Genomic DNA, 4,043 nt, shown 5'->3' with positions numbered 1-4,043 from the left:
GAACAGGCGATAGGCATCGCCGTAACAGTTGCGGACAGCAACGATGCGTTGGCCCGCGCCGACGAAGGCGAGCACGGTAGAGCTGATCGCCGCCATCCCGCTCGAAAAGCCGCGCGCGGCTTCAGCCCCTTCAAGGGCCGCGATCTTGCTTTCGAACTCCATCACAGTGGGATTGTTGCCGCGCGAATAGATCGGCTTGGTGCTACGGCCGGCAAAAACATCGGCCATCTCGGCATAGCTATCGAAGGTGAACAGCGAGGTCTGGTAGATCGGCGGCACGACGGCGCCACCGGGAAAGGGCTCGTCATGGGCAAGCAATGTCGCTGCCTCGGCAATGAAATCCCGCTCGAAATTGCTGCTCATTTGTTGTCCGCAAGTTTGAGGTTGGCGGCACCGCGCCTGAGGTCGGCCTCCACGGTGGCGATCAGTTTCAGGGCCTCGGTGCGAGCGCCCTCGGCATCTCCAGCAGCAATGCGCTCGTAGATCGTACGGTGATAGGGAAAGCTGGCATGGCCGAAATCGCGCACGCCAAGCGGATGTTCCCAGAAGCGGTGGAACAGTTCGTGCATGGCCGAGATGATCTGTTCGAACAGCGGATTGCCCGAAACCCGGTAGATCGCCTGGTGGAAATCCCAGTCCTCGTCCGAGGACATGCCGGCGCGGCTGTGAAAGGCTTCTTCCATCGTCTCGAGCTTCTGCCTGATGAGGGCAAGTTCGACTGTGCCGGCACGCGAGGCGCATAAAGCTGCCGCCTCCGCCTCCAGCCCGCGACGAATTTCAAGCGTGTGCATCAGGCTTTCAAAGTCGTTGCCCGAGGCGAATGTCAGCGGCAAATGCAGCATGTCGCGCGACACCGCTGCCTTGAGAAAGGTGCCGCTGCCTTGCAGACGCTCGACCAGGCCAAGACCTTCCCAGCGCGTCAGCGCCTCGCGCACCGTGGTGCGGCTGACCTTCAACCGTTCCGACAGTACGCGCTCAGTCGGCAACCGGTCGCCCGGCAGCAGGCCTTCCTGCATGACGAAGTCGGCGAGCGCATTGAGCACCGCGTCGTCGCGGGCGGTCGCCTGGATCGGGGGAAGGCTGGCGTCGGTCAACTCGGCATCCAATTGGTACAATGGTCAGACCAATTTCTGCATGTAACCTATGCTATGTCAATTCCGTTGGGTCACGTTTTGAAGATACGGCCCGACTTGAAATCCAAAGCCCCTTATCTCAGGCTCGGGAATGGCCATTGAAGATTCTGCAACTGCTGCAATGAAGACGGATGAAAGCTCGGAAAGGCGCGATGTTCGCGCCATCCTCAAGACCGACATCGTCGTCATCGGCGCCGGTCAGGCCGGGCTTTCCTCGGCCTATCATCTCAGGGGGCTCGGCATTATGCCGGGCAAGGGCTATGTGGTGCTCGACAAGTCGCCCGAAGCAGGCGGGGCTTGGCAATATCGCTGGCCGTCGCTGACGCTGAGCACGGTCAACCGCGTCCATGACCTGCCGGGCATGCAGTTTGCCGATGTCATCGAAACTGGCCTCACCGAAGTAAAAGCCTCCGTCGCGGTCCCCCGCTATTTTGCCGCCTACGAACAGAAATTCGACTTGCCTGTCTACCGGCCGGTGACGGTCAGGGTCGTTTGCGAACGCCATGAACGCTTCCGGATCGAGACCGACCGGGAAACATTTTCGGCGCGCGGCATCATCAATGCCACCGGCACCTGGGAAACACCATATATCCCGACCTATCCCGGTGCCGACCAGTTCAAGGGTCGCCAGTTGCACACCCGCGACTACCGCACCGCGGATGAATTCGCCGGCCAGCACGTCATCGTTGTCGGCAGCGGCATTTCGGCACTGCAATTGCTCGACGAAATCTCGCGCGTTGCGTCCACTACCTGGGTCACGCGCCGCGAACCGCAATTCCGCGAGACACCGTTCACCCCCGAGGATGGACGCGCCGCCGTTGCCATCGTCGAAGACAGGGTCCGGCGCGGGCTTGTGCCTGGTTCGGTCGTCTCGGTCACCGGCATTCCATGGACGCCCGCGCTCAAGGCTGCGCGCGAACGCGGTATCCTCAACAGGCTGCCGATGTTCAGCGAGATCACCGAAGACGGCGTCCGCTGGGCTGACGGTACCGAGCAGAAGGCCGATGTCATCTTGTGGTGCACGGGCTTTCGCAGCTCGCTCGATCACCTGGCGCCGCTGCAAATCCGCGAGGACAATGGCGGCATCTTCATGTCCGGTCGTCTGGCGACCCAAATTGCCAAGGACCCGCGCATCCACCTTGTCGGCTACGGTCCTTCCGCCTCGACCATCGGCGCCAACCGGGCCGGCGCCGCCGCTGCGCGGGAACTGACAGGGCATCTCGGCCTGATCTGAGGACCGATCAGGCGGCGTCGCGGTCGAACGTTTGTTGTGCCTTGGCGATAAGCATCTCGTGCGCGATCGCCCAATGGCCCAGCTCTTCCACCGGCCGGCGCAGCGAATGCCCCAATTCGGTCAGCTCATAGTCGACGCGTGGCGGCTTGGTCGGGAAGACGGTCCGTTTGATCAGGCCGTCACGTTCCATGCCTTTCAGCGTCAGCGTCAGCATGCGCTGCGAAATCGTTCCGATGGCGCGCTTGATCTCATTGAAGCGGCGCGGGCCGTCGCGCAACGCCATGACGATCAGCACGCTCCACTTGTCGCCGACCCGCGCCAGGATCTGGCGGACGGGCCTGCACATATCAAGCAAGCCGCTCGGTTCAGGTAACATGGATGTGCCTCCTTGCGTCCATTCGGACAGTAACAATATTAGGCCAGGTTACGAATATATACTGACGGCGACATGGCTCCGCAAGGAGCGACGCCAGCGAAGGAGAAACGAACATGGAACTTGGCGTCTACAGCTTTGGCGATGTCCAGAAGGATCCTGTCACCGGCAAGCTCGGCTCGACGGCCCAAGCCACGCGCAACCTCTTGGAGGCCATTCAGCTGGCCGATGAAGTCGGGCTGGACTATTTCGGCATCGGCGAACACCACACCTATGAGATGCCGGCGTCCGCTGCGACAGTGGTGCTCGGCGCAGCTGCTTCGACCACGAAAAATATCAAGCTCGGAAGCGCGGTCACCGTTCTCAGCACAGATGATCCGGTGCGCGTCTATCAGCAGTTCGCGACGCTGGACGCCCTGTCGAACGGTCGTGCCGAGATCACCGCCGGGCGCGGTTCGTCGACGGAATCCTTTCCGCTCTTCGGCCACAGCCTCAATGACTATGACGAGCTTTATGCCGAGAAACTCGACCTTCTGCTGAAGATCAACGAGAGCGAAGCCATCACCTGGAGCGGCAAGTTCCGCCCGGCGCTGAACGATGCGCTGGTCGTGCCGCGCCCTGAGAGCGGTTCGCTGCCAATCTGGCTGGCGACCGGCGGTAACCCGCATTCATCGGTGCGCGCGGGGCTGCTCGGCCTGCCGATTTCCTACGCCATCATCGGTGGCCAGGCATCGCGTTTTGCCCCGCTCGCCGATCTCTACCGGCGTGCCGCAGCACAGGCGAACATTCCGGAAGCGCAGATCAAGGTTTCGGTCGCAAGCCCAGGCTACGTCGGCGATGACGCCACTGGAGCGAAGGAGCGCTTCTGGATCCACTGGCATGCGGTAATGGAGTCGCTTGGCAAGATTCGTGGGTTTGCCCCGCCGCCGCGTCATCACTACGACAAGGAAGCCAGTGGTGGTGGTGCGCTGTTTGTCGGCGCCCCCGAAGAGATTGCCGAACGCATCGTCGCTTTGCACAAGAGCATCGGTCACATGCGCCAGTTCTTCCAGATGGACGTTGGGCAGTTGCCGCAGAAAGAGTTCCTGCGTTCGATCGAGCTGCTGGGCACGCGCGTCAAGCCGCTTGTCGATGCTGAACTCGGCACCGCCAAGATCTAGGAGAAACAGCATGAAAGCCGCTGACGTGAAGACCATCGGCATCCTCGGCGCCGGCCGTGTCGGCACCGCGCTCGCCCGCCGCGCCATCGCGGCGGGTTACGAGGTCAAGATCGCGACATCCAGGCCGCCGGCCGAGATCGGAC

General features: G+C 62.1%; 6 protein-coding genes. 3 read left to right on the top strand and 3 right to left on the bottom strand.

The window, feature by feature from the left end; translation table 11 throughout:
* The coding region (locus AC1DUU_RS25330) for a PLP-dependent transferase (protein WP_476786129.1) at nucleotides 1-363 on the bottom strand (363 nt) is incomplete at its 3' end.
* Nucleotides 360-1,094 carry a FadR/GntR family transcriptional regulator gene (locus AC1DUU_RS25325; RefSeq protein WP_476786128.1) on the bottom strand — a complete coding sequence of 245 codons (735 nt, stop codon included), beginning with the start codon at nucleotides 1,092-1,094 and terminating at the stop codon, nucleotides 360-362. The genes AC1DUU_RS25325 and AC1DUU_RS25330, both read right to left, overlap by 4 nt.
* A gap of 160 nt (nucleotides 1,095-1,254) precedes the next feature.
* Between AC1DUU_RS25325 and AC1DUU_RS25320 the strand changes: the two genes are divergently transcribed.
* Nucleotides 1,255-2,367 (top strand): NAD(P)-binding domain-containing protein, encoded by a 1,113-nt coding sequence (locus tag AC1DUU_RS25320; protein WP_476786127.1) that lies wholly within the window; start codon nucleotides 1,255-1,257, stop codon nucleotides 2,365-2,367.
* 7 nt (nucleotides 2,368-2,374) lie between these two features.
* Here AC1DUU_RS25320 and AC1DUU_RS25315 read toward each other — a convergent pair whose 3' ends face one another.
* Nucleotides 2,375-2,743, bottom strand: a complete 369-nt coding sequence (locus AC1DUU_RS25315) for a winged helix-turn-helix transcriptional regulator (RefSeq protein ID WP_476786126.1) — start codon at nucleotides 2,741-2,743, stop codon at nucleotides 2,375-2,377.
* Nucleotides 2,744-2,856: 113 nt separating this feature from the next.
* Here AC1DUU_RS25315 and AC1DUU_RS25310 point away from each other — a divergent pair, with 113 nt between their 5' ends.
* Nucleotides 2,857-3,900 (top strand): LLM class flavin-dependent oxidoreductase, encoded by a 1,044-nt coding sequence (locus AC1DUU_RS25310; protein WP_476786125.1) that lies wholly within the window; start codon nucleotides 2,857-2,859, stop codon nucleotides 3,898-3,900.
* The coding region (locus AC1DUU_RS25305) for an NAD(P)-binding domain-containing protein (protein WP_476786130.1) at nucleotides 3,872-4,043 on the top strand (172 nt) is incomplete at its 3' end. The genes AC1DUU_RS25310 and AC1DUU_RS25305, both read left to right, overlap by 29 nt.

The sequence above is a fragment of the Aminobacter sp. P4_H6_2 genome (genome assembly GCF_056400805.1).
This window is presented reverse-complemented; position numbering and strand designations above follow the sequence as displayed.